Genomic DNA, 23,053 nt, shown 5'->3' with positions numbered 1-23,053 from the left:
TGTTGATCGGACCTCTTCCGAGTGGTGGCGAAGAAGGGTAAAGATGGAGTAAAGAAGTGGTAACCCCATCGTCAAGAAGCGGCGAGCGGACCCCTCGTGAGGTGCAGCGATGGTGGTACTCCTCGTGGCCGAGGCTCACTCTTCGGAGTTGGCCGACACCGTCGTCGCGGCCCTGGAAGACCACGCGCACGTCGTCCGCACCTCTACCCCCGACGTTGGTGAGGCCCTGACCGACGAGCTGCTCCAGTCGCTGTCGATGATCGTCGTGACCGCGGACGATGACCTCGAGCCGGCCCACCGCACCTGCCGGGCCCTGCGGGTCGCCTCGTCGGCGCCGCTCGCCCTCGTGACGGCCAGCCCTCGGGAGGTCGACGAGGTCATGGCACTGGCCGAAGGGTGCGACGACTACGTCCACCTCCCGGGTTCGCCCCAGGTGCTCCGCGCTCGGATGCTCGCGCTCCTGGCCCGGGGCCGCGGGTCGGGTGAGCGCGTCGTCGACTTCGGCTGCCTGCGCATCGACCCCCAGCTGCGCACGGCGACGGTCCGGGGCCAGGTCGTGGCGCTGACCAGGCACGAGTTCGACCTCGCGGCGATGCTGGTGTCCAACCAGCGCCGGGTGGTCTCCCGGCACGAGCTGCTCGACACGGTGTGGGGCGGCCGCCAGAGCCACGAGCACGTGCTCGACGTCCACATGAGCCGAATGCGTTCGAAGATCCTCGCCGCCGGCGGACCCCGGCTCGGCGACCCCGTGCCGGGGGTGGGCTACCGCGTCGGCCACCCGACGTGCGCCCCGGGAGAGTCCCGGCCCCCCGGCGCGGCGTGAGGGCGCGCTCGCGGGAAACGAGGACACCCCGCCGGCAGACGAGGACACCCCGCGTACCTGGAAGAGCCCACCTGCCCTTGCTGCATTCCTGCCCTGGGGGAGTTCAGCGGGGTACCACCACGCGGGGTGCCGGTGACGATCCTAGGCGCGCGAACGGCATCCCGGAAATCCGCCCCGGACCCCCGTCCCCAGCCCGGTCGGCGACAATGGCCGCCCCCCGACACCGACCCGAAGGACACCATGACCCCCCGCGCCCTGTTCACCTGGCTCGCCCGCGCCGAGGTCGTGACGTGGACCCTCCTGCTCGTCGGCATGGCGCTGAAGTACGTGACGCGCACGACCGAGCTCGGCGTGCGCGTCTTCGGCCTGGCGCACGGGATCGTCTTCCTCGCGTTCGTGCTCGTGACGCTCGTGCTGTGGGTGGACCAGCGGTGGCGGCTGCGGGATGCCGTGCTCGTGGCCGCGGCCGGCGTGCCGCCGTACGCGACCCTGTGGGCCGAGCGTCGCGTCGAGCGGCTGGGGCTCGCGCCGACCCGGTGGCGGCTGGGCGTGGGCGGCGACGAGCCGGCCACCGTCGCCGAGCGGGCCGTCGCCACCGGCCTGGCCCGCCCGGCCGCTGCGGTGCTCGTCGCGGCGGTGGCCGTCGGCCTGACGACCGCGGCACTGCTCGTCATCGGCCCGCCACCCGTCCCGGGCCGGGGCGCCTGACCGACGGCGTGGCGCTGCGCGCGAGGGCCTGACGGCGATTTCGGGCCGACCCCCTCCCTCTAGTAGCCTCGCCCGCGGAGGATTCGCATAGTGGCCTAGTGCGCACGATTGGAAATCGTGTTGGGATAAAACCCTCGGGGGTTCAAATCCCCCATCCTCCGCCACCGCGAAGACCCCCGGGAGTCGGCGACCGGGGGTCTTCGCATTGACCCGTGCTCGTGGGCCGGCTGCTCTAGCGTGTGGGCGTGAGGCGCGGTGGCGGGCGGGCGACGGGGTCGATGCCCACCTGGCGCTACTCCATCGGGATGTTCGGCCTGGCCATTCCCATCAACACCATCCGGGTCTCCACGTTGCTGTTCTACGTGGACATCCTCGGGCTCGACGTGCGCGCCTACGGCACGGTCATGGCGGTGTACGCCGTGCTGGATGCCGTCGACAACCCGGTGCTCGGTCACCTGTCCGACCGCACGCGCACCCGGTGGGGGCGGCGACGTCCGTGGCTCGTCGTGGGGGCGGTGCTCCTCACCGCCGGTCTCGTGGGCTTCTTCTGGGCGCCGAGCACCCTCGACGGGGTGGCGCTCGTCGCCTGGTTCGCCTTCTTCGCGATCCTCTGCGAGGCCGCCGACTCGATGTACGCGGCGAACTACAACGCCCTGCTGCCCGAGCTCTTCCGTGACGAGCACCGCCGTGCCGGGGCCAACTCCCTGCGCCAGGCGTTCCAGCTCATCGGGTTCGCGATCGCGCTGGCCGCCACACCGGCCCTGACGACGAGCGTGTTCGGCGCGGAGGACTCGCCGTCCGGCTTCCGGACGACCGCCCTCCTGTACGCGGGCCTCGCACTCGCGGCCCTGCTGTTCATGGCCCTGAACGTCCGCGAGGACCCGGCCCGCGTCGCCGAGGGCCACGACGGGTTCCTCACCGGCGCCCGGGTCATCCTGCGCAACCCCCACTTCTGGCTCGTGGGCCTCGCCACCGCCTGCTACCTCGTCCCCCTCGCGTTCGTCCTGGCCGGGGTCCAGCTGTACGTGAAGTACTCCCTCGGCCTACCGGTCGCGAACTCGCTGTGGCTCATCGGGTCCTCGATCGCGATCGCCGCCGTCGCCCTGCCCGTCTGGACCGGGCTCGTGCGCCGGCGGGGGGCGCCGTTCGCGTGGCGGCTGGCCTTCGTCTTCCTCGCCGGTGGGTTCGTGCCGTTCTACCTCGCCACCTCCTTGGCCTCGGCGATCGCCGGACTGGGGGTCGTGGCCCTGGGCTGGTCGGGCCTGCTGGCGACCAACGACCTCATCCAGGCCCGGGTGGTCGACGACGACATCCGCCGCCACGGGCAGCACCGCGAAGGACTGTTCCTGTCGGCGTTCGGGTTCTTCAGCCGGCTCACCGGTGCGACGGCCGGCATCGGGCTGGGGTCGCTGGGCCTGCTGTTCGGCTACTACTCGGGCAATGACCCGGGGCCCGACCCCGGCGCCGCCTTCCGGGTCGCGGTCGGCGTGTACCCCTTCGTCATCGCCGTTCTCGGGGTGATCCTCAGCCTCCTCATCCGGGTCCCCGCCGCGGGGACCGAGGTGCCCGCGACGGCATCCTCGGAACCGGGCACCCCTGCCCGCTCGGCGCGGCAGACCGCCCGTCCACGGACGGTTCGCGCCGGACGGCTGGCGAAGGGGCCCGCGCCTCGCCACGATGAGGTGCCATGAGCACCGGCGCCTACGCAGCGGCATACGAGCAGTCGATCACCGACTCGACGACGTTCTGGGGGCAGGCCGCCAAGGCCGTCGAGTGGATCACCGAGCCCACGACGGTGCTCGACGACACGAACCCCCCGTTCTACCGCTGGTTCCGCGGCGGCACGCTCAACACCTGCTTCAACGCGCTCGACCGGCACGTGCGCGACGGCCGCGGTGACCAGGCCGCGCTCATCTACGACAGCCCGGTCACCGGGGTCGTCGAGACGTTCACGTACGCCGAGCTGCTCGAGCGGGTGGCCACGTTCGCCGGTGCGCTGGCCTCGCTGGGGGTGGACAAGGGCGACCGCGTCGTCATCTACATGCCGATGGTGCCCGAGGCCGTCGTGGCGATGCTCGCGTGCGCCCGGCTCGGGGCGATCCACTCGGTGGTCTTCGGCGGGTTCGCCCCGGCCGAGCTCGCCGCCCGTATCGAGGACGCCCAGCCCACCGTCATCGTCGCCGCGAGCTGCGGCATCGAGCCGAGCCGCGTCGTCGAGTACAAGCCGATGCTCGACGCCGCCCTCGACCGCAGCAGCCACACGCCCGAGTCGGTCATCGTCCTCCAGCGCGAGCAGGCCGAGGCGTCGGTCGGCGAGCGGGACACCGACTGGGAGGAGCTCGACTGGCACGAGCTCGTCGCGGATGCCGAGCCGGCCGACTGCGTGGAGGTCGAGGCGACCGACCCGCTCTACGTGCTCTACACCTCCGGCACGACGGGCCGCCCGAAGGGGATCGTCCGCGACAACGGCGGTCACGCCGTCGCGCTGCGCTGGTCGATGGAGAACGTCTACGACGTCGGCCCGGGGGACGTGTGGTTCACGGCATCCGACGTCGGCTGGGTCGTCGGGCACTCCTACATCGTCTACGCGCCCCTGCTCACCGGGGCGACGACGGTGCTCTACGAGGGCAAGCCCGTCGGCACCCCCGACGCGAGCGCGTTCTGGCGGGTCATCGGCGACCACGGCGTCAAGGCGATGTTCACGGCCCCGACGGCCTACCGCGCCATCAAGCGCGAGGACCCCACCGGCTCGCTCATGGCCGGCCACGACCTGTCGTCGCTGCAGACCCTCTTCCTCGCCGGGGAGCGCCTCGACCCCGACACCTACGAGTGGGCGAGCAGCGTGCTCGGCGTCCCCGTCGTCGACAACTGGTGGCAGACCGAGACGGGCTGGCCGATCGCCGCGAACCTGCGCGGCCTCGAGCCGATGCCGATCAAGGCCGGCTCCCCGTCGGTTCGGGTGCCGGGCTACGACGTGCAGGTGCTCGACGACGCCGGCCAGCCCATGCCCCCGGGGCACGAGGGCGCCATCGCGATCCGCCTGCCCCTGCCGCCGGGCACGCTGCCGACGCTGTGGCAGGACGACGAGCGCTACATCGCCGGGTACCTCTCGGTCTACGACGGCTACTACCTCACCGGCGACGGCGGGATGATCGACGAGGACGGTTACCTCTACGTCATGGGGCGCACCGACGACGTGCTCAACGTCGCCGGGCACCGGCTGTCGACCGGGTCGATCGAGGCCGCCCTCGCCGGTCACCCCGCGGTCGCCGAGTGCGCCGTCATCGGCGTCGCCGACGACTTCAAGGGCCAGGTGCCGCGCGGCCTCGTCGTGCTCAAGGGCGGCATCGACGCCGCGGGGGCGGACGGCGAGCGCATCCGCCGCGAGCTCGTCCAGCGGGTCCGTGACGAGGTCGGGGCGGTGGCGAGCCTCAAGCAGGTCGACATCGTCGCCGGGCTGCCGAAGACGCGCTCGGGGAAGATCCTGCGCAAGACGATGCGCGAGCTCGCCGACGGCAAGACCCCGACCGTGCCCGGCACGATCGAGGACGTCTCGGTGCTCGACGCCCTCGGTCCCGTGCTCCGCCCGGGAGCCTGAGGCGGGCGCTCGCGCTCAGCCGGCAGCGGATGCCGCGCGCCCGGCATCCGCTGCCGTCGTCCGGTCGCGGTACCGGCCCGGGGTCACGCCGATGAGCTCGGTGAAGTCGCGCGTGAAGTGGGCCTGGTCGTACCAGCCGTAGCGCACGGCGAGGTCGGTGAGCGTGCCGTGGAACCCGGCGTCGAGGTCGCTGACCGCGTCGTGCATGCGGTAGCGCCCGAGCACCCACTTCGGGCCCACGCCGACGTAGTGGGTGAAGAGCCGCTGCAGGGTACGGACCGTCACGGCGTGGCGGTCCGCGACGTCGGCCACAGTGAGCATGGTTCGGTCGGCGAGCATGTCGGCGACCACCTCGAGGAGCAGGTCGTAGCGCGGGTCCGGCCTGTTGTCGGCGAGCACGGCCAGACCGGCCTCCGCCACGTCGGCCCAGGCCGCGGCGTCGAGCCCCACGAGGTCGGGGTCGGAGAGCGCCTCGGTGAGGTGCGCGGGCAGCACGTCACTCGCCGCGACCGACCGGTTCGTCCAGGCGGATGCCGGGTGGCCGGTGAGTGCGGCAAGCCCACCGGGGCGGAAGCGCAGACCGAGCACCCGCCCCCAGCCGCGAACCTCGACGTCGAACCGACGGGTGCACACGCCGGTGACCACGACCGTCTCGCCGGCCGGAATCCCAGCCCGCGGGTGGCTGCCGAGCTCGACGGTCAGGGAGCACGTCGGGTGCGGCAGGATCTCGCTGTCGTACCAGCGCCCGGGGGGCAGGTGCCACCGCAGCGACCAGCGGTTCTCGACCCAACGACCGGCCACCGGGCCTGCGGGGTCGCGGGCGAGGTCGACGTGGCGGGACAGCTCGCCGGGCCGGAGCACCCCGGCCACGGTGGCCGTGGGCGGTGGTGTCGCCTTTGTCCTATCGGGCACCCGCCCAGCCTAGGGAAGGTGGACGACATCGGCCCGAACCGACCATCGACCACCAACCGGGCCGAACCGACCACCGACCACCGACCACCGACCAGAGGACCACGATGACACTCGCCAGCCTGAAGATGCTCACGCTCGACAGCTCCGACGCCCGCCGCGACGCCGCCTTCTGGTCGGCCGTGCTCGGCTGGGAGGTGGCCGCGGCGGAGGACGGCTACGCCATGCTCAGCGGCCCCGGCGGGATGGCCCTGGGATTCGGCACACTCGACGACCACGTGTCACCGGGGTGGCCCAACGCCCACGGCAGCAAGCAGTTCCACCTCGATCTGGCGGTCGACGACCTCGACGCCGGGGTCGCGGCGTGCGTCGAGCTGGGTGCCACGTACCCCGAGGAGCAGCCCGGTGAGACGTGGCGAGTTCTGCTCGACCCGAGCGGGCACCCGTTCTGCCTGACGCTCGCGGCGAACTGGGGCTGACCGCCGCACGCCGGCTCGCCGAGGGAGACCGGCCCGGCACCGGGCCGGGGCACGTCGGCATCCCGCCAGCCGGTGGACGGCGGGGTGGGCGCCGGCGCTCGCGCGCGAGCATGGCGGGTGTGGAGGGAGTGATCCTGGGATTCGCGACGATCGTCGCGGTCATCGGCGTCGGCGCCCTCGTCGCGCACCTCGGAGTCGTCGACCTCGGGGCGCAGCAGGTGCTCAGCCGGGTGGCGTTCTTCGTCGCCTCACCGGCCCTGCTCGTCACGACGGTCGCTCAGGCCGATGTCAGCGACGTGCTGTCCCGAAGCCTCGTCGCGACGGTCGCCGGGGTGGCGGTGCCGGCAGCCGGCTACGCCGCGCTCGCGGGGTGGCGGTGGCGCCGGACCTCCGGCGAGCAGGTGATCGGTGCCCTCGCGAGCTCGTACGTCAACGCCGGCAACCTCGGCCTGCCCGTCGCTGCCTACGTGCTCGGCGACGCGGCCCTCGTCGCCCCGACCCTGCTGCTCCAGCTGCTCGTCCTCCAGCCGCTGGCGCTCGCCGTGCTCGACGCCGACGTGCGGGGCCGCCGCCCGTCCGTCGGCGACGTCCTGCTGCGGCCGTTCACGAACCCGCTGACCATCGGCACGCTCGTCGGCCTGCTGCTGTCGGTGACCGGTTGGCAGCTGCCCCCCATCGTCGCCGACCCGGTCGAGCTGATCGGCGCCATGGCAGTGCCCGGCATGCTCCTGGCCTACGGCATCGCGCTGCGGCTCGGGCCCGGGTTCGGCGGCGTCGTGCCCGCCGCCGAGCTCGCCCTGACGAGCAGCCTCAAGCTCGCCGTGCAGCCGCTCGTGGCGTATGCCGTGGCGCACCACGCGCTCGGCCTGACCGGCCACCCGCTGCTCGCCGTCGTCGTGTGCTCGAGCCTGCCCACGGCACAGAACATCTTCGTGCACGCGACACGGTACGACCGGTCGACGACCCTGGCTCGCGACACCATCCTCGTGACGACGATCGGCGCGGTCCCGATCATCACGCTCGTCGTCTGGCTGCTCGGCTGACACCTCGGGCTGGGCAGCCCGGCGCGGGGGTGCGGTTCGCGCCGTCCGCGGCGGTCCGCATGCAGTGGGCGCGCGGCTCGCGCCGTCGGCGGTCCCGCGCGGGCTACCGCGTGGTAGTCGCTGTTGGAGCAGCGAGGACCACGCCGTAGGTCATGCTCCTCGGACGCTGGAGGGAGCCGGGGCGCCTCCCCGGCTCAGCCCTTGGCGGCGTACTTCTCGTGGAACTCGAGGAAGGCGTCGTAGGCCCGGGGCCCGTAGACGGTGCCGGGGCCGCCGATCATGAGGATGGCGACGCCGATGGTCTCGGCGACCTCCTCGGGGGTGGCGCCCTTCATGGCGGCCCCTCGGGCGTGGGACGCGATGCACCCGTCGCACTGCTGAGCGACGCTGATGCCAAGGGCGATGAGCTCCTTGGTCTTCGCGTCGACGGTTCCCGGCTCGAGCGCCGCCCTGTGCATGGAGGAGAACCCCGCGTAGACGTCCGGGATCGCGGACCGCAGGGCCTTGGACGGCGTGCGCAGCCCCTCCAGGACCGCGGGGCCGTGACCGTTCTCGTGACTCATGGGTATCTCCCTCGTTCGTCCAGTTCGTGATACCCCGCAGGGTATACCTTGGACCGGCGCCAATTGGGCCGGGCGACCCTGGGTGAGAATGTCACCATGATCACGGTCGAGCTCGCCCGGGCCCTCGTCCGGTCCGGTGTGCTCTGGGAGCCGGCCGCCGGCGACCGCTTCGTCATCGACGCCGAGCTGCTCACCGGCGAGGTCTTCTGGATCAGCGACCTCACCGTCGAGGTGCAGACCTACCGCGACCAGTCCCTCCTCGGGTTCAACGGCACCACCGAGTGGGCGCTGGACTCCGTGACGCTCGACCAGGCCATCTGGCTCCCGCGCGAGGACCAGCTGCGCGGGCTGCTCGGCGACCGGCTCGAGGTCGTGCGGCGCATCGAGCAGGGCTGGGAGCTGACGTATGCCGTCGCGCCGGGCTACGTGCGCACCGTCACCGACCCCGACCTCGAGTGCGCGTACGCCCGTGCCGTGCTCACCCTCGACCACGTGCGCCCCTGAGCGGCGCCGCCGTTCTCCCCGCGGTGAGTGCGGCCGTACTCCGCGCCGTGAGCGGCGCCGTTCTCCCCGCCGTGAGTGACGCCGTCTCCCCTGCCGTGAGTGCGGAAACGGTTGCCGGGGCGACCACTTCCGTACTCGTGGAGGGAGACGTCAGCGGCGGCGCGAGGTGCCGAAGACCGACCGGGTGATCTCCCGGCCGATGACCGTGCCCGCCGAGCGGAGCATCGACCTGAACGCGCTCGACTTCACGACGGACTCGACCACCCCCGGCTCGGCGGCCCGTCGGCGCTCCTCCGCCTCGCGGGCCCTCGCCGCAGCCGCGGCATCCCGCTCGGCCTGCTTCTGGGCGGCTGCGGCATCCTTGGCCGACTGCTTCTCGGCCGCTGTGGCCTCCTTGGCCGCCTGCTTCTCGGCCGCGAGGCGTTCCTTTTCCGCGGCCGCTGCCGCCGCTGCCCGCACCTTGGCGTTCTCGGCCTCGATCGCCGCGGCCCGCTCGGCCTCGGTGCGCGCCAGCTCGGCCTTGCCGAGCATCTCCGACGCCGACTCCCGCTCGACGGCGGTGGCGTACTTCGGGGCGATCGGCGACGCCGCGACGGCCTGCGTCAGCAGCGCCTCGGGCGAGGGGGCCATGAGTGACTCGGGCGCCCGCATCCGGGTCCACGCCACCGGCGTCGGCGCGCCCTTCTCCGAGAGCACGGTGACGACGGCCTCTCCGGTGCCGAGGGCGGTGAGCAGCTCCTCGAGGTCGTAGGGCGTGTTCGGGTAGGTGCGCACCGCCGCCTTGAGCGCCGTGGCGTCGTCGGGGGTGAAGGCCCGCAGCGCGTGCTGGACCCGGTTGCCGAGCTGGGCCAGGACGTCGGCCGGGACGTCCTTGGGGGACTGGGTCACGAAGAACACGCCGATCCCCTTGGACCGGATGAGCCGCACGGTCTGCTGGATGGCGTCGACGAAGTCCTTGCTCGCGTCGTTGAAGAGCAGGTGGGCCTCGTCGAAGAAGAAGACGAGCTTCGGCTTGTCGAGGTCGCCGACCTCGGGCAGGTCGTGGAACAGGTCGGCGAGCAGCCACATGAGGAACGTCGAGAACAGGGCCGGGCGGTCCTGGACCCGCGGCAGCTCGAGCATCGACACGAGGCCGCCGCCGTCGGGGGCGGTGCGGAGCAGGTCGGCCGTGTCGAACTCCGGCAGCCCGAAGAAGACGTCCGCACCCTGCGCGGAGAAGTTGACGAGCTCGCGCAGGATGACGCCGGCCGTCGCCGACGACAGGCCCCCGAGGTCCTTGAGGTCGGCCTTGCCCTCGTCGCCCGTGAGGAACTGGACGACGGCGCGCAGGTCGGAGATGGTGTCGAGCCACAGGCCCTTGGTGTCGGCGTAGTGGAAGACGAGGCCCAGGCTGGACTCCTGGGTCGCGTTGAGGCCGAGGACCTTGGACAGCAGCGTCGGGCCGAACGTCGACACGGTCGCACGCACCGGGATGCCGGTGCCCTGCCCGCCGAGCGCGAAGAACTCGACGGGGTAGGCCGTCGCCTGCCAGTCCATGCCGACGTCGGCCGAGCGCGCGGCGATCTTGTCGTTCGGCTCGCCGGGGCTCGCCATGCCCGACAGGTCGCCCTTGATGTCGGCAAGGAAGACCGGGACCCCCTGCTCGACGAGCTGCTCGGCCATGAGCTGGAGGGTCTTGGTCTTGCCCGTGCCCGTCGCGCCGGCGACCAGACCGTGGCGGTTGAGGGCGGACAGGGGGATGCGCACGCGCGCGTCTGGGTGCGCGGTGCCGTCGACAACGGCCGCCCCGAACTCGAGCGCGGGCCCCTCGAAGGCGTACCCGGCGCGGATCTCGTCGACGTGCGAGGTGCTCGTGTTCTCGGTCACCGCGCCAATCTAGCCCGCTCGCGGGCGTCGGTCCGGCGGGCCGGGACGGCGCGGCATACAGTGAACTCCGTGATCTTCAAGGCAGTCGGCGACACCCGCCCCTACCCCGACCACGGGTACACGACGCGGCAGTGGTCGAACGTGCCCCCGCGCCTCGTGCGACTCGACGATCTCGTCACGACCAAGCGCGAGCTCGACCTGCAGATGCTGCTCTCCGAGGACTCCACCTTCTACGGCGACCTGTTCGCTCACGTCGTGGAGTGGGAGGGCACCCTCTACCTCGAGGACGGGCTGCACCGCGCCCTGCGGGCCGCACTGCAGCAGCGGCCCACCCTCCACGCGCGGGTGCTCTCGCTCTGAGGGGGACGGGGTGAGCGACTACACGACCGAGGCCGACGCGTCGGTGCGCGCCCGGCGCCGTCGTCGCTCGCTCCTCACCATCGGGGCGGTCCTCCTCGGCCTGTTCTTCGCGTTCTGGTACGCATGGTCGTACTACCAGGCCGAGAACGCCGCCATCGCCGCACGCCCCCCGGCCCCCACCTGCGCACCGTTCGACCCGAACGCCGTCACGCCCGAGGAGACCACGGTCAACGTCTACAACTCCTCCGACCGCAGCGGCCTCGCCGCGTCGGTGTCGAAGAGCCTCCAGGAGCGCGGCTTCGTCATCGGCAAGGTCGCCAACGACCCCTCGAAGCGCAAGGCGCCAGCCGTCGCCGAGGTGCGGCACGGGCCCAAGGGCGAAGCGCAGGCGGCGCTGGTGCGCTCCGCACTCCCCGAAGGGGCGAAGGTCGTCGCCGACAAGCGCAAGAGTGCGACGGTCGACGTCGCCCTCGGGGCGAAGTTCACCACCCTCGCCCCCGTGCCCCCGAGCCCGGCCCTGCCGACCTGCCCGGCACCGTCGGGCTCGTGACCGGACGCCCACGGTGACCCGGTGAGCGCGGCCGTCGACCTCGGAGCCGGCGCCCTCCCCCGCAAGGCGCGCGCCGTCGTCCTCGACCCCGAGACCTCGGCGAGGCACGCGTTCCTCGTCGTCGCCATCGAGTGCACCGAGCACTGGCGCACCAATCAGGCGCTGCTCGTCCACTCGCGGGCCATGCCGCACCTGCACCAGACGCGCGTCGGCATCCGGCGGCTGCGCTCGGCGGTCTCGCTCTTCGCCCCGGTCCTCGGACGGCGCTCACCCGTCGTCGACGCCGCCCACCGCATCCGCGAACTCGCCCTGCCGTTCGGCCCGGCCCGCGACCTCGACGTCATCCTCGCGGGTGACATCCTCGAAGGGCGGCACGAACGTGAGGTCACCGGCCTGTGGACGGCGCGGGAGGCGGCCTACGACGAGGTCGTCCACATCCTCCGGTCGAAGAGGTGGGCCAGGACCGCGCGGGGCCTGGACCGCTCGCTCGTCGGGTTGTCAGGGCACCTCGACGGCGGCCCGCCGGTCCCCGAGCTCGCAGCCCGGGCCCTCGAGAAGCGCTGGCGCCGGGTCGCGGGGGTGCACGACCACATCGCCGCGATGACCCCCGCGCAGCGGCACCGCGTGCGCATCGAGGCCAAGAAGTTCCGATACGGGTGCGAGTTCTTCGCCTCCCTGTACCCGGCCGAGGCTCCCGGCATCCCGCCCGTCGTCACGCCGTCCGGGGAGGAGCTCACCGGGCCGCTCGCCTACGCGTGGCACGTCGAGGAGGTGCAGACCGCCCTCGGTGCGGTCAACGACCACCACACCGCCGACTCGCTGCTGCGCACGGTCGGTGCCGCGGCGCCGGAGGTCGACGAGGCGGCTCTCGTCGACGCCGGCATCCGGGCGTGCGAGCGACTCGCCGCGATCGAGCCCTTCTGGCGCTGAGCGCCCTCCGGCCGCACGGCATCCAACCGCCCCCGAGCGCCGACTGCCGGGGCCGCGAGGGCGTGTCCACCGAGGTGAGCGACGCTCCCGGGTGGGGGCCGCGGCAACGACAACGCACCGAGGTGGGCGACGCTCCCGGGTGGGGGCCGCGGCAACGACAACGCACCGAGGTGAGCGACGCTCCCCCAGTGGGCCGCGGCCGCGAGAGCGTGTCCACCGACAGGCAGTAGCCGGGCGACGGGCGAGCCCTGAGCGCGGCGAGCCCGCCGCGCGAGGGGTACTGCCTGTCGGTGGACTCACCGAGGTGGGCGACGCTCCTGGGTGGGGAGCCGCCGCAACGACGACGCCCCGAGAAGAGCTCTCGGGGCGAGGTCGATGGCGGTGGCGGTGGGATTTGAACCCACGGAGGGCTTGCACCCTCACACGCTTTCGAGGCGTGCTCCTTAGGCCGCTCGGACACGCCACCGCCGGAGAGGCTACCCGAGCCGACGGCCGCCCCGAAATCGGCCGGGACGACAGCACGCCGCCCCCGAGGTGGGGACGGCGTGGTGTCGTCGGCGGGGCCGCGCAGGGCCCGGCCGTCGTCAGGCGCGCTGCGTGACAGCCTTGACGACGAACAGCAGGAGGACGGCGCCGAGCAGCGCCGTGAGGAAGCTCGCGATGAGCCCAGCGCCGGCCATGTCCATGCCCAGCAGGCTGAGGATCCAGCCGCCGAGCAGACCGCCGACGATGCCGACGACGATGTTCAGGATGATGCCCTGCTGTGCGTCGGTGTTCATGATCTTGCTCGCGACCCAGCCGGCGAGCCCGCCGATGATGATCCAGCCGATGATGCCCATGAGGGTTGTTGCCTTTCAGTTGTGTGACGCGGCCCCGGTTCCGGGCGACCGCCGACGGAGGACGCTACCCGTCGACCGGACCGGAATCGGTCACAGCGACAGGGCAGTTTCCGGCACTGAGCCGCTCAGCCCCGGTGCGGCCCGAAGAAGCGGCGCACGACGTCGCCGCACTCCTCCTCCAGTACCCCGCCGACCACCTCCGCGCGGTGCGTCGCCCGTCGGTCGCGCAGCACCTCCCAGACCGAGCCGCAGGCGCCGAGCTTGGGGTCCCAGGCGCCGAGGACGACGCGCTCGACGCGGGCCAGCATCGCGGCACCGGCGCACATCGGGCAGGGCTCCATCGTCACGACGAGGGTGCACCCCTCGAGCCGCCACGAGCCGAGGCGCTCGGCGGCCTCGTGGATGGCGACCACCTCGGCGTGCGCCGTGGGGTCGCCGTCGACCTCGCGCCGGTTCCACCCCTCGCCGAGCACCTCCCCCGAGGAGGAGACGACGAGGGCGCCGACCGGGACGTCACCGGCATCCGCGGCCCGTTCGGCGAGGGTGATCGCACGGCGCATCCACGTCGCGTAGCGCGGATCGGGCGGCAGGCTCACACGCTAAGTTTCACCCATGCGCGTCATCAACCCGGACCACCGGCTCATCGCCCACAAGCTCACCTACCTCCGGGACAAGCGCACGGACTCGCCGACCTTCCGACGGCTCGCCGAGGAGCTCATGACGCTGCTCGCCTACGAAGCCACCCGCGAGGTGCGCGTCGAGCCGTTCGAGATCGAGACCCCCGTGGGACCGACGACCGGCATCAAGCTGAGCAACCCCAAGCCCCTCGTCGTGCCGATCCTGCGCGCGGGCCTGGGCATGCTCGAGGGGATGGTGCGCCTCCTGCCGAGCGCCGAGGTCGGGTTCCTCGGGATGCAGCGCGACGAGGAGACCCTCGAGGCGGTCACGTACGCGAACCGGCTGCCCGACGACCTGTCCGGCCGGCAGGTGTACGTGCTCGACCCGATGCTCGCGACGGGCGGGTCGATGGCCGACGCCATCAGGTTCCTCATCGAGCGCGGCGCGGACGACATCACGGCCGTCACCCTGCTGAGCGCGCCGGAGGGCATCGCCCACCTCCAGGAGGCGCTGGCCGACGTCGACCCCGCGATCACCCTGGTCACCGGGGCGATCGACGAGCGCCTCAACGAGCACGGCTACATCGTGCCCGGCCTCGGCGACGCGGGCGACCGGCTCTACGGCCTGGCCCAGTAGGTCCCGACCGCTCGGCCCAGCAGCAGGAGACGGGCGCGGCGGTATGCGCCAGGCCATGTCGTCCGGGAGCGACGGCATCCGCGAGGCGGCGGCATCCGCGAGGCGACGGCATCCGCGAGGCGGCGGCATGCGCGAGCGACGGAGCGCGCGCGGCGACGGCAACCCGGAGGTGACGGCACGGCATCCGGCGCGACCGCTCGACCGGGCGACACCGGCAGCCGGCGTACCCGACACGCCAGCCGGCCTCACCCGTCACACGAGTCACATCTGAGAGCATGCTGGCTGAGGCGTGCGCCCCGCGCGCCCGACGGCAGGAGGACGGCATGTCGATCAAGAAGATCGTGCTGTGGCTCGTCGTCATCTTCCTGCTCTACGCGATCCTCACCTCCCCCACCGACGCCGCCGCCATCTTCAGCTCCGCCTGGGACGTCGTCGTCACCGTGGTCACCAACCTCGCGTCGTTCTTCGACTCGCTCCTGCGGGGCTGACATGGCGCGCCGGCCACGGCTGGACCGCGAGCTCGAGAAGTACCTCGTGGCGGGCGAGACACCCATCGTCTCCGTCCGGCGCCACTGGTTCGCGCTGCACCGCGAGCTCTTCCTCGCCGCGGGGGCGACCGCGTTCGCGGTCTGGGCCGACGTCAACGTGCCGGGGAGCGGCGGAGGGGCCGCCGTGCACAACGTCAGCCTCGTGCTGTGGTGGGGCGCGGCGCTCTGGCTCGTCTGGAGGGTGCTCAACTGGCGCCACGAGTGGTTCGTCGCGACCGACAAGCGCTTCCTGCTGTTCTACGGCTTCATCCGGCGCAAGGTCGCCATGATGCCGCTGCTCAAGGTCACCGACATGACCTACGACCGCTCACTGCTCGGGCGGATCGTCGGCTACGGCACCTTCGTCCTCGAGTCGGCGGGGCAGGGCCAGGCGCTCTCGGTCATCGACCACGTGCCGGATGCCGACGCCCACTACCGCGCGATCTGCACCCAGCTCTTCGGGCCGGGGTCCCAGGTGCGGTTCCTGCCGGGCGGCATGGCCCCACCCCCGCCTCGGGAGGACGGGCCCTCGGACGGCGACGACGGGGCGGGTGGTCCCGGGGATGGCTCCGGGGGTGGCTCCGGTACCGACGGTGGTGGTCGGGGCGGGCCGGATGCCGGGGGTCCGGTCGGGGTTCCCGCCGCCGGCTCGGGTGGTGGCTCGCCGCTGCCGAGCCCGATCCGCACCCCGGAGTCGTGGTACCGCAGCTCCAACCTCGACGGCCCCTCACGCCTCGGCGACACCGGCGAGATCCCGGTCGTGCGCGCTCCGGACGACGGCGAGCCCACGCTCTACCCACCGTCGAGCTGGTCCGACCGCTGACGAGGTTCGGCGCTTCGCGCGCGGCCGAGGTGACACCCGTCCCAGGAACGGTCACCTCGACGCCGCGGAGGCAACCCCGGGGGGTCAGGGGCGCAGCACGGCCTCCGACGCACCCCCCGCGGCGGAGGTCGACACCCCGTCGACGTCGAGCGGCAGGTCGAGCACGGGCGGGTCGAGCACGGGCAGGTCGAGCACCGGCGCGTGGCGGTGGGGGTGGCGCTCCCCGGTCGTCCGCTCCGCCGGGGGCGCCGCGATCGGCAGCTCGAGCTCGAGCAGCCCCTTGCCGAGCCGGCCGTCCTCGGGCAGCGGCACGGGGTAGGTGCCGGTGAAGCACGCGGTGCACAGCCGGTCGCGCGGCTGGTTCGTCGCGGCGACCATGCCGTCCTCGGAGATGTACCCGAGCGAGTCGGCGCCGATCGAGTTGCGCACCTCCTCCACCCCGAGACCGGTGGCGATGAGCTCGGCCCGGGTCGCGAAGTCGATGCCGTAGAAGCACGGCCAGCGCACCGGGGGCGACGAGATGCGCACGTGCACCTCGGCCGCCCCGGCCTCGCGCAGCATCCGCACGAGCGCCCTCTGGGTGTTCCCGCGCACGATGGAGTCGTCGACGACGACGAGCCGCTTGCCCCGGATGACGTCCTTGAGGGGGTTGAGCTTGAGCCGGATGCCGAGCTGGCGGATCGTCTGCGACGGCGCGATGAAGGTGCGTCCGACGTAGGAGTTCTTGACCAGGCCCTGCCCGTACGGGATGCCGGACTCCTGGGCGTAGCCGATGGCCGCCGGCGTCCCCGACTCGGGGGTCGGCATGACGAGGTCGGCCTCGACCGGGTGCTCGCGCGCGAGCGTGCGGCCCATCTCGACGCGCGACTCGTGGACGACCCGCCCGCTGATCGTCGTGTCGGGCCGGGCGAGGTAGACGTACTCGAAGACGCAGCCCTTCGGCGTGGGCTCGGCGAACCGCTGCGAGCGCAGGCCGTCCTCGTCGATCGCGACGAGCTCGCCCGGCTCGACCTCGCGCACGAACGACGCGCCGACGATGTCGAGCGCCGCGGTCTCGGACGCCACGACCCAGCCCCGCTCCAGCCGCCCGATGACGAGGGGGCGGATGCCGTGCCCGTCGCGTGCCGCGTACAGCGTGTGCTCGTCCATGAACACGAAGCAGAACGCCCCGCGCAGGCGCGGCAGCACGTCGAGCGCGGCGGTCTCGAGGGTACGGTCGGGGTCGTCGGCGAGCAGGGCCGTGACGAGCGCGGTGTCGGTGGTGTTGCCGCGGGCCAGCTCACCGCGGTGGGCGTCGTCACCGCGCCGGCCCTCGACGAGGTCGCGCAGCTCGGCGGAGTTCGTGAGGTTGCCGTTGTGGGCGAGCGCCACCGTGCCGCCCGCGTGGCCGCCGAGGGTCGGCTGGGCGTTCTCCCACGTCGAGCCGCCGGTCGTCGAGTAGCGGCAGTGGCCGACCGCGAGGTGGCCGCGCAACGAGGCGAGCGAGCGTTCGTCGAAGACCTGCGACACCAGGCCCATGTCCTTGTAGACGAGCAGCCGCTGGCCGTCGGAGGTCGCGATGCCGGCGGACTCCTGCCCGCGGTGCTGCAGCGCGTAGAGGCCGTAGTAGGTCAGCTTCGCGACGTCCTCGCCGGGGGCCCAGACGCCGAAGACTCCGCAGGCGTCCTGCGGCCCCTTCTCGCCGGGGAGCAGGTCGTGGGTCAGGCGTCCGTCTCCGCGTGGCACGCGTCGATTCTCCCACACGCACCGTTCAGGAGCGGTCGGTGCGCCGGTCGACGAGCACCGCGAGGACCGCGGCGAGCAGCCCGAAGACGAGCGCGCCGAGGAAGCCGAGGTAGCCGATGCCGGCCGAGGGAGGGTAGTTCGAGGCGACGGTCGGGTCGGTGTCCTCGAGCCACCCGAAGACCGCGAACGAGGCACCGACGAGGAAGCCGAGCACGGCCCCGGTGAGGATGAAGGGCAGGAACCGCGGGTGGCGAGCAGGTGTCACGCTCCTTACGGTACGTGAGCACGGCATCCCCGCCCCCGGCCGACCCCGCGCACACTGGTGCCATGACCCGCTGCGTCGACACCCCCGGCCCCGGACGACGGCCATGACCTCGACCGCGCCCGCGGGCACCGTCCGCCCCCCCGACGAGGGCCCGCGGACGGCATCGACCGCCGGCCCGGGACGGGGCTGGTACGCGGCCGGCGCCCTGCTCGGCGCCGCCGTCGGGGCCGCGGCGGGACACCTCGTGGCAGGCCTCGTCTCGCCCGATGCGTCCCCCGTGCTCGCCGTCGGCTCGACCGTCGTGGACCTCACCCCCACGCCGGTCAAGGAGTGGGCCGTGGCCCGGTTCGGGACCGCGGACAAGCCGCTGCTCATCGGCTCGGTCGGCATCGTGGCCCTCCTCCTCGCCGCGGGGTGCGGCCTCGTCGCCCGCGCCCGGCGTTCGCTCGGCCTGGCCCTCCTCGGCGCCCTCGCCCTGGTGTCCGTGGCGGCTGCCGTGGCACGCCCGACGAGCACGGGCGTCGACCTCCTGCCGGGCCTGGTCGCCGCGGCTGTCGGCGTCGCCACCACCGCGTGGTTCCTCGGGCTCCTCGACGCGTGGGGGGACGCCGACCGCGACCCGGCCGCCGGGGCGGGGGCGGACGGGATGCCGTTCACGGACGGCCGCAGCGACCGCCGCCGCGTCATCGTGGCCGCCGCAGGCCTCGGGGCCCTCGCCGCGACCGGGGGCGCGCTCGGCCGGGCACTGTCCCGCGGCGGGTCGCCCGCATCGGTGACCCTGCCGCCACCCGCCGTGCCCCTGCCGCCGCCGACGGCCGGGCTCGAGGCCACCGTGCCCGGCATCTCGGCGCTCCGCACGCCGAGCTCGCAGTTCTACCGGATCGACACCGCGCTCGTCATCCCCCGCGTCGACCCCGCCGGCTGGACGCTCACCGTCGACGGTGACGTCGACCGCCCCTTCCGGCTCACCTACGACGAGCTCATCGCGATGCCGCTCGTCGAGCGCGACATCACGCTCACGTGCGTGTCCAACGAGGTCGGCGGCCCCTACGTCGGGGGCGCCCGGTGGCTCGGCGTGCTCACCCGCGACCTCCTCGAGCGGGCCGGGGTCCGGCCGGGCGCCGACCAGGTCCTGAGCCACTCCACCGACGGGATGACGATCTCGACGCCGGTCCAGGCGCTCACCGACGACCGGGAGGCGATCGTCGCGGTCGCGATGAACGGCGAGCCGCTGCCGACGCGGCACGGGTTCCCGGCGCGCCTCGTCACCCCCGGTCTCTACGGCTTCGTCGGGGCGACGAAGTGGCTGAGCCGCCTCGAGGCCACGACGTACGCGGCCGGGCGCGCCTACTGGACCGAGCGGGGGTGGGCCACCGACGCCCCGATCCTCACCCAGTCGCGCATCGACACCCCGCGCGATCGCGCCCGGGTCTCCGCCGGCGACGCCGTCGTCGGCGGCGTCGCCTGGGCCCAGCACCGCGGCATCGCCGGGGTCGAGGTGCGGGTCGACGACGGCGCCTGGCAGGAGGCGACGCTCGGCCCGGACGCCGGCATCGACCACTGGCGCCAGTGGTACCTGCCGTGGCCAGCGGCCCCCGGCCGTCACACGCTGACGGTCCGCGCCACGGACGGCACCGGGGCGGTCCAGGAGGAGGCGCGCACGGAGCCCTTCCCCCGGGGCGCGACGGGCTGGCACCGCATCGTCGTCACCGCGGGTTGACGGCCAGCCGCCTCTTGCCGGGCGGACGCCTCCGGGTCTGCCTCACCTCATCCGGGCGTGCGGGTCAGGACGGTCGCGGCGACCGACTCGAGGACCGCGACGTCCCCGGCATACGGGCCGCTCGGTCGGGGCCAGTGCGTGACGACGTCGGTGAAGCCCAGCTCGGCAGCGCGTCCCACCATCTCGGCGTAGAGCTCGACCGAGTCGAGCGAGAACCGGGGCGAGGAGTCGAGCGACAGCACGCGGTCGAGCGGGCCACGACCCACGGCATCCACCGCGTCGTCGAAGCGCGCGGCGAGCTCCGCGACGTGCCCGAACCACGCGTCGAGGGTGTCGCCCTTCCCGCCGTAGGTGATCCAGCCGTCACCCAGGGTGGCCGCGAGCCGGATCGAGCGGGGCCCGTTCGCCGCGACGAGCAGCGGCACCCGGTGGCGGACCGGGCCGGGCAGGGTCCGTGCACCACGCGCCGTGTACCAGCCGCCGACGTGGTCGACCCGGTCCTCGCGCAGCAGGCGGTCGAGCAGCTGCACGAACTCGTGGAAGCGGTCGACCCGCTCCTTGAGCGTGCGGTCCTCACCGAGGATGCCGGCGTCGAGGTCGCCGCCCGCGCCGAGCCCGCAGACGAAGCGCCCGCCGGACAGGTCGTCGAGCGTGAGCACGTCCCGGGCGAAGGTGTACGGGTGCCGGTAGTTCGGGGAGGCGACGAACGTCCCGAGCCGGATCGTCGTCGTCACCCCGGCGGCGGCGGCGAGCGTGGGGACGGCGGCGAACCACGACGCATCGGGGAGCCCGCCCCACACGAGGTGGTCGTAGGTCCACGCGTGGTCGAAGCCCATCTCCTCGGCCGCGCGCCACATCGGGGCGGACTCCCGCCAGGGCAGCTCGGGCAGGATCGTGATGCCGTGCCGGATGCCGTCGCGCGCCGCGTCCGCGGTGGCCCGCCGCGTGGGGGGTGGCCCGGGCGCCCGCCCCGGACCCTCCGTCGGGGCCGTCACCGCGCCACCCCCGCGGGGTCGCGACCGACAAGCGGGAGCAGCGAGCCGAGGTCGGCCCGGGTGCCGCTGACGCGCAGCCGGCCGTCGGCGAGCGCCTCGGCCCACCGGAGCACCCCCGTGGCGAGGGAGAGCCAGGTCTCGGCGTCGGTCTCGACGACGTTGGGCGGGGTGCCGCGGGTGTGGGTGGGCCCCTCGACGCACTGCACGGCGCCGAACGGCGGGACCCGTACCTCGACGCTGCGGCCGGGCGCGACGGCGCCGAGCTCCTCGAGCGTGAAGCGCACCGCGGCGGCGCGGGTGGCGCGGTCGACGCCGTCGGGATCGGCCCGCCAGGCGGCGAGGGCCGCCTCGCCCACCACGGGGTCGGTGCGTCGGCGCGGTGGCATGACGACGACGTTACCCGCGGCCGTGGTGGGGCTCGTGGCGTGGCGACGGGGCGAGCGCGGCGTCATCCCGCAGGTGGTGCTCCGGGCCTGACTGGCGATGGGCCTCATGTGGACGTTCATCGTGGTCGGCGAGGTGCTCGGCGGCGCGTGACCGACCGGCCCGACGGGGCGGCCACCCGGCCCGTAGCCTCTCAGGATGGGTGTGGCCGAGTTCGAGCGCGAGGGGACACTGGTCACCGTCGTGCTCGACGGCCAGCCACAGTCGGCGGTCGACCTCGAGGACCCGACGCGCCTGGACTTCGAGTACGTCCAGCACCTCGCCCTCGTCATCGACGCCCTCGCGCCCGGCGGTCCTCTGCGCGTGACCCACGTCGGCGGTGCGGGGCTCACGCTGGCTCGCTGGGTGCACCATTCGAGGGATGGTTCACCGCAGATCGTCCTGGAGCCGGATGCCGGTCTGACCGATGCCGTGCGCCGTGAGCTTCCGCTCCCGCGCGGCCACCGGATCCGCGTCCGGCCGGTCGACGGGCTCACCGGCATCGCGGCGGTGCGCCACGCGAGCGCTGACCTGGTCGTGCTCGACGCCTACGCCGACGGCCGGGTGCCGGCCGAGCTGGGCACTGTCGAGTGGTTCGCCGAGCTGCGTCGGGTGCTGGCCCCCGGCGGCCTCGTCCTCGCGAACGTCGCTGACGAGCCGGGGATGCACTACGCCGCGCGCGTCGCGGCCGGAGCCCGGGAGGCCCTCGGCCACGTCGCCTTCGTCGGCCTGCACGAGGTGCTGAAGGGCAAGCGCTTCGGAAACCTCGTCCTCGTCGGGGCCACCAGCCCGCTCGACCTGTTCACGCTGCGGCGCGCCACGGCATCCGCGGCGTTGCCCACCGGGGTGATGGGCTGGGAGGAGGTCGACCGCCGGCGGCCGGGGGCACGCCCGTTCAGCGCAACTGCCGGCGACACGGCATCCTCTCCCCCGCCGCCCGCACGAGGATCCTGGCGCCGCCGCTGACGCCCTGCGGCGGACGTCCGGCGACGTGGGGGTCAGAGGGCCCGATCTGCCGGACGTCCTGCGGGTCCCCCTGCTGACGTCCGGCACCGTGGGGGTCAGAGGGCCCGACCTGCCGGACGTCCTGCGGGTCAGGCCGGGTGGTAGGCCCCCCGCCAGCCCTCGGGACCGGAGCAACCGGGACAGGCTGCGGAAGAGCGGCTCCGGATCGACCCGCAACGACAACACCGAGACACTGACGGCCGCGCCGGGCTCCGCGGCGAGGTCCATGAGCCTTACGTCGTCGCTGAGGGCGTTGAGGAGCTGCCCGTGCCCGGCGCCCTGCACCTCGAGCCGCACCCCGTGGACCACCCACTCGACGTCGAGATAGCGGCGTCCGTCGGGCGACCGACGTGGCGTCTGCCTGCTGGGCTCGGGTAGCCCGCGGAGGCGACACAGGCGAGCGAAGTCCAGCTCGTTCATCGAGCGCACCCCGTCACTGATGTCGATGAGGACCCCCCGGAGCATCGCTCCGTACGCATGGCGACGCACTCGTGCCAGCTCGTCGCCGATGTGCTCCACGGACGCGAGGCGCTGCTGCACGGGCAACACGAGCAGGAAGGCCGACTGCCGTGCGGTGCGCGCCCAGAGTGCCGCTTGGACGGCCGCCACCGCGGGTGTGGCCCGTGGGATGCCGTGGTCCACCGCGTGCTCGGCGGCCCACCGCCGACTCTCGTGCAGGATGACGCCGTCTGGTCGTCCCTTGCGGGTGGACTTCCTGACCCAGACATGGATGCTCGGCTCGTCGAACCCCGTCATTCCCCAGGCCTGGAGAGCGGTGACGCCCCCGAGACGTGCGGATGCCCCGACCTGCAGCAGAGCAGCGCGCCACGCGGCCGGCCCATCGAGCGGGCCATGGTCGAGCACGACACCACGGTTCGGCACGGCCCGCCAACGCTCGGCCTTGACATGCGCGCGCCTGCGTTCACGGGTCACACCCGCCTGGCGCAGCCTGGCGAGCGACACCACTCGATCGGCCGACTCGGGCAGGTCGACCACGTCTCGGAGGCGGAGCGGCTCGTGGTCCATGGCTGGATCGTCACGTCCTGGATGGTGCCGAACCAGGGCACGCCGGGAGGCTGTGGACGAACGTGAGCGAAGGCGCGCCCTGTGGACGACGGCATCCGAGCCAACGTCCGGCAGGTTG

At 73.3% G+C, this 23,053-nt stretch carries 25 protein-coding genes, 2 tRNA genes and 1 other RNA gene; 17 read left to right on the top strand and 11 right to left on the bottom strand.

The features are described 5' to 3' along the window. Nucleotides 1–109: 109 nt before the first annotated feature. Nucleotides 110–823 carry a response regulator transcription factor gene (locus ABD899_RS04055; RefSeq protein WP_345202576.1) on the top strand — a complete coding sequence of 238 codons (714 nt, stop codon included), beginning with the start codon at nucleotides 110–112 and terminating at the stop codon, nucleotides 821–823. 37 nt (nucleotides 824–860) lie between these two features. Here ABD899_RS04055 and ffs read toward each other — a convergent pair. Next, an RNA gene (ffs, locus tag ABD899_RS04050) (signal recognition particle sRNA small type) lies at nucleotides 861–957 on the bottom strand. Nucleotides 958–1,063: 106 nt separating this feature from the next. On the opposite strand from ffs, the gene ABD899_RS04045 reads away from it, so the two are divergent. The 4 genes from ABD899_RS04045 (at nucleotide 1,064) to ABD899_RS04030 (ending at nucleotide 5,129) form a co-directional block, all read left to right on the top strand. After that, nucleotides 1,064–1,531: a DUF3817 domain-containing protein gene (locus ABD899_RS04045; protein ID WP_345202574.1), complete on the top strand. Its 468-nt coding sequence runs from the start codon at nucleotides 1,064–1,066 to the stop codon at nucleotides 1,529–1,531. 76 nt (nucleotides 1,532–1,607) lie between these two features. Then, nucleotides 1,608–1,695: transfer RNA gene (locus tag ABD899_RS04040), tRNA-Ser, on the top strand. Between the two features lie 81 nt (nucleotides 1,696–1,776). Next, complete coding sequence (locus tag ABD899_RS04035) at nucleotides 1,777–3,222, top strand: MFS transporter (protein WP_345202572.1); 1,446 nt, start codon at nucleotides 1,777–1,779, stop codon at nucleotides 3,220–3,222. Continuing rightward, complete coding sequence (locus ABD899_RS04030; protein ID WP_345202569.1) at nucleotides 3,219–5,129, top strand: propionyl-CoA synthetase; 1,911 nt, start codon at nucleotides 3,219–3,221, stop codon at nucleotides 5,127–5,129. The genes ABD899_RS04035 and ABD899_RS04030 overlap by 4 nt, the downstream gene beginning before the upstream one ends. Nucleotides 5,130–5,144: 15 nt before the next feature. Here ABD899_RS04030 and ABD899_RS04025 read toward each other — a convergent pair whose 3' ends face one another. Continuing rightward, the gene (locus ABD899_RS04025) at nucleotides 5,145–6,041 is read right to left on the bottom strand and encodes a DUF6597 domain-containing transcriptional factor (RefSeq protein ID WP_345202567.1); all 897 of its coding nucleotides are present in this window, start codon (nucleotides 6,039–6,041) and stop codon (nucleotides 5,145–5,147) included. Between the two features lie 104 nt (nucleotides 6,042–6,145). On the opposite strand from ABD899_RS04025, the gene ABD899_RS04020 reads away from it, so the two are divergent. Both ABD899_RS04020 and ABD899_RS04015 read left to right on the top strand, forming a co-directional pair. After that, nucleotides 6,146–6,517, top strand: a complete 372-nt coding sequence (locus ABD899_RS04020; RefSeq protein ID WP_345202565.1) for a VOC family protein — start codon at nucleotides 6,146–6,148, stop codon at nucleotides 6,515–6,517. A gap of 119 nt (nucleotides 6,518–6,636) precedes the next feature. Then, nucleotides 6,637–7,560 (top strand): AEC family transporter, encoded by a 924-nt coding sequence (locus tag ABD899_RS04015; RefSeq protein ID WP_425474933.1) that lies wholly within the window; start codon nucleotides 6,637–6,639, stop codon nucleotides 7,558–7,560. Between the two features lie 194 nt (nucleotides 7,561–7,754). Here the strand turns inward: ABD899_RS04015 and ABD899_RS04010 are convergent, their stop codons facing one another. Next, nucleotides 7,755–8,123 (bottom strand): carboxymuconolactone decarboxylase family protein, encoded by a 369-nt coding sequence (locus ABD899_RS04010; protein WP_345202562.1) that lies wholly within the window; start codon nucleotides 8,121–8,123, stop codon nucleotides 7,755–7,757. A 96-nt stretch (nucleotides 8,124–8,219) separates the two neighbouring features. On the opposite strand from ABD899_RS04010, the gene ABD899_RS04005 reads away from it, so the two are divergent. Next, the gene (locus tag ABD899_RS04005) at nucleotides 8,220–8,627 is read left to right on the top strand and encodes a hypothetical protein (protein ID WP_345202561.1); all 408 of its coding nucleotides are present in this window, start codon (nucleotides 8,220–8,222) and stop codon (nucleotides 8,625–8,627) included. Nucleotides 8,628–8,777: 150 nt separating this feature from the next. Here the strand turns inward: ABD899_RS04005 and ABD899_RS04000 are convergent, their stop codons facing one another. Continuing rightward, nucleotides 8,778–10,493 (bottom strand): helicase HerA-like domain-containing protein, encoded by a 1,716-nt coding sequence (locus tag ABD899_RS04000; protein ID WP_345202560.1) that lies wholly within the window; start codon nucleotides 10,491–10,493, stop codon nucleotides 8,778–8,780. Nucleotides 10,494–10,562: 69 nt separating this feature from the next. Here ABD899_RS04000 and ABD899_RS03995 point away from each other — a divergent pair, with 69 nt between their 5' ends. The 3 genes from ABD899_RS03995 to ABD899_RS03985 are packed head-to-tail and all read left to right on the top strand — an operon-like array spanning nucleotide 10,563 to nucleotide 12,333. Next, nucleotides 10,563–10,853, top strand: coding sequence for a type II toxin-antitoxin system VapB family antitoxin (locus tag ABD899_RS03995; RefSeq protein ID WP_345202559.1), 291 nt, complete (start codon nucleotides 10,563–10,565; stop codon nucleotides 10,851–10,853). Nucleotides 10,854–10,863: 10 nt separating this feature from the next. Then, nucleotides 10,864–11,403, top strand: coding sequence for a LytR C-terminal domain-containing protein (locus ABD899_RS03990; RefSeq protein ID WP_345202558.1), 540 nt, complete (start codon nucleotides 10,864–10,866; stop codon nucleotides 11,401–11,403). Nucleotides 11,404–11,424: 21 nt separating this feature from the next. Further along, nucleotides 11,425–12,333 (top strand): CHAD domain-containing protein, encoded by a 909-nt coding sequence (locus ABD899_RS03985; RefSeq protein ID WP_345202557.1) that lies wholly within the window; start codon nucleotides 11,425–11,427, stop codon nucleotides 12,331–12,333. 376 nt (nucleotides 12,334–12,709) lie between these two features. On the opposite strand, the gene ABD899_RS03980 is transcribed toward ABD899_RS03985, so the two are convergent. The 3 genes from ABD899_RS03980 to ABD899_RS03970 all read right to left on the bottom strand — a co-directional run bounded on the left by ABD899_RS03980 (nucleotide 12,710) and on the right by ABD899_RS03970 (nucleotide 13,732). Continuing rightward, nucleotides 12,710–12,799 (bottom strand) — tRNA-Ser (locus ABD899_RS03980). A 118-nt stretch (nucleotides 12,800–12,917) separates the two neighbouring features. Further along, nucleotides 12,918–13,172, bottom strand: a complete 255-nt coding sequence (locus tag ABD899_RS03975) for a GlsB/YeaQ/YmgE family stress response membrane protein (protein ID WP_345202555.1) — start codon at nucleotides 13,170–13,172, stop codon at nucleotides 12,918–12,920. A 125-nt stretch (nucleotides 13,173–13,297) separates the two neighbouring features. After that, the gene (locus ABD899_RS03970; protein ID WP_345202715.1) at nucleotides 13,298–13,732 is read right to left on the bottom strand and encodes a nucleoside deaminase; all 435 of its coding nucleotides are present in this window, start codon (nucleotides 13,730–13,732) and stop codon (nucleotides 13,298–13,300) included. A 52-nt stretch (nucleotides 13,733–13,784) separates the two neighbouring features. Here ABD899_RS03970 and upp point away from each other — a divergent pair, with 52 nt between their 5' ends. From upp to ABD899_RS03955, 3 genes are all read left to right on the top strand, one after another. Further along, nucleotides 13,785–14,426, top strand: coding sequence for a uracil phosphoribosyltransferase (gene upp / locus ABD899_RS03965; protein ID WP_345202553.1), 642 nt, complete (start codon nucleotides 13,785–13,787; stop codon nucleotides 14,424–14,426). Between the two features lie 323 nt (nucleotides 14,427–14,749). Beyond that, complete coding sequence (locus ABD899_RS03960) at nucleotides 14,750–14,914, top strand: hypothetical protein (protein ID WP_345202551.1); 165 nt, start codon at nucleotides 14,750–14,752, stop codon at nucleotides 14,912–14,914. Nucleotide 14,915: 1 nt separating this feature from the next. Next, nucleotides 14,916–15,776, top strand: a complete 861-nt coding sequence (locus ABD899_RS03955) for a PH domain-containing protein (RefSeq protein WP_345202549.1) — start codon at nucleotides 14,916–14,918, stop codon at nucleotides 15,774–15,776. 84 nt (nucleotides 15,777–15,860) lie between these two features. Here ABD899_RS03955 and purF read toward each other — a convergent pair whose 3' ends face one another. Both purF and ABD899_RS03945 read right to left on the bottom strand, forming a co-directional pair. Beyond that, a complete protein-coding gene (gene purF / locus ABD899_RS03950) occupies nucleotides 15,861–17,501 on the bottom strand; it encodes an amidophosphoribosyltransferase (protein WP_345202547.1) in 1,641 nt (546 codons plus the stop codon). Nucleotides 17,502–17,526: 25 nt separating this feature from the next. Continuing rightward, the gene (locus ABD899_RS03945; RefSeq protein WP_345202544.1) at nucleotides 17,527–17,766 is read right to left on the bottom strand and encodes a hypothetical protein; all 240 of its coding nucleotides are present in this window, start codon (nucleotides 17,764–17,766) and stop codon (nucleotides 17,527–17,529) included. Nucleotides 17,767–17,869: 103 nt separating this feature from the next. Between ABD899_RS03945 and ABD899_RS03940 the strand changes: the two genes are divergently transcribed. Then, complete coding sequence (locus ABD899_RS03940; protein WP_345202542.1) at nucleotides 17,870–19,486, top strand: molybdopterin-dependent oxidoreductase; 1,617 nt, start codon at nucleotides 17,870–17,872, stop codon at nucleotides 19,484–19,486. Between the two features lie 47 nt (nucleotides 19,487–19,533). Here the strand turns inward: ABD899_RS03940 and ABD899_RS03935 are convergent, their stop codons facing one another. After that, complete coding sequence (locus tag ABD899_RS03935; RefSeq protein ID WP_425474936.1) at nucleotides 19,534–20,397, bottom strand: LLM class flavin-dependent oxidoreductase; 864 nt, start codon at nucleotides 20,395–20,397, stop codon at nucleotides 19,534–19,536. An 80-nt stretch (nucleotides 20,398–20,477) separates the two neighbouring features. Then, nucleotides 20,478–20,867, bottom strand: a complete 390-nt coding sequence (locus ABD899_RS03930; protein WP_345202536.1) for a sterol carrier family protein — start codon at nucleotides 20,865–20,867, stop codon at nucleotides 20,478–20,480. A 196-nt stretch (nucleotides 20,868–21,063) separates the two neighbouring features. On the opposite strand from ABD899_RS03930, the gene ABD899_RS03925 reads away from it, so the two are divergent. Beyond that, the gene (locus ABD899_RS03925; RefSeq protein WP_345202534.1) at nucleotides 21,064–21,870 is read left to right on the top strand and encodes a spermidine synthase; all 807 of its coding nucleotides are present in this window, start codon (nucleotides 21,064–21,066) and stop codon (nucleotides 21,868–21,870) included. A gap of 891 nt (nucleotides 21,871–22,761) precedes the next feature. Next, nucleotides 22,762–23,001 (top strand): hypothetical protein, encoded by a 240-nt coding sequence (locus ABD899_RS03920; protein WP_345202531.1) that lies wholly within the window; start codon nucleotides 22,762–22,764, stop codon nucleotides 22,999–23,001. The last annotated feature ends 52 nt before the right edge of the window (nucleotides 23,002–23,053 follow it).

The sequence above is a fragment of the Fodinibacter luteus genome, from assembly GCF_039541575.1.
In the GTDB taxonomy this organism is placed as follows: Bacteria; Actinomycetota; Actinomycetes; order Actinomycetales; family Dermatophilaceae; genus Fodinibacter; species Fodinibacter luteus.
This window is presented reverse-complemented; position numbering and strand designations above follow the sequence as displayed.